Origin of the sequence: Pseudoalteromonas sp. SG44-8 (assembly GCF_014164125.1) — a bacterium.
In the GTDB taxonomy this organism is placed as follows: Bacteria; Pseudomonadota; Gammaproteobacteria; order Enterobacterales; family Alteromonadaceae; genus Pseudoalteromonas; species Pseudoalteromonas rhizosphaerae.
On the sequence record NZ_JACJEQ010000082.1, the window covers coordinates 1 to 696 of the forward strand.

At 53.2% G+C, this 696-nt stretch carries 1 protein-coding gene; it reads right to left on the minus strand.

Going from position 1 to position 696, the window contains the following annotated elements; genetic code table 11:
- Window positions 1–696 (minus strand): Ig-like domain-containing protein (locus tag H5163_RS21075; RefSeq protein ID WP_182735897.1); only part of this gene is annotated, 696 nt, incomplete at both ends.

The following is a 696-nucleotide window of genomic DNA, read 5'->3' on the forward strand; positions in this document are numbered from 1 at the left end:
TAAAATCACTGAGGTGCTGGCTGCACTGGAGGTGTTACCCGCCGCATCACTTTGTGTGGCGCTGACGGTGAGTGTGCCGTTATTAAAGCTGCTGACATCAAACTCACTACCACTGATAGTCCATGTACCTGCGCCATCAGCCGTCACGGTGCGTGATAAGTTATTCGCGCCATCGCTGATAGTTACACTGACACTGGCATTGGCTTCCGCCCCGGAGCCGGTGATCAATACACTGCCATCTTCTACAGCATTGATCCGGCCATCAACCTCAATCGGGGTCGTTATGGTCAAGGCATTCGGTGCTGCGTTATCTAAAATCACTGAGGTGCTGGCTGCACTTGAAGTATTGCCCGCTGTATCCGATTGTGTGGCGCTGACGGTGAGCGTGCCATCATTAAAGCTGCTGACATCAAACTCACTACCACTGATAGTCCATGCCCCAGAGCCATCAGCCGTCACAGTCCGTGATAAGTTATTCGCGCCATCGCTGATAGTTACACTGACGCTGGCATTGGCTTCTGCCCCAGAGCCCGTGATCAATACACTGCCATCTTCTACAGCATTGATCCGGCCATCAACCTCAATCGGGGTGCTTATGGTCAAGGCATTCGGTGCTGCGTTATCTAAAATCACTGAGGTGCTGGCTGCACTGGAGGTGTTACCCGCCGCATCACTTTGTGTGGCGCTGACGGTGAG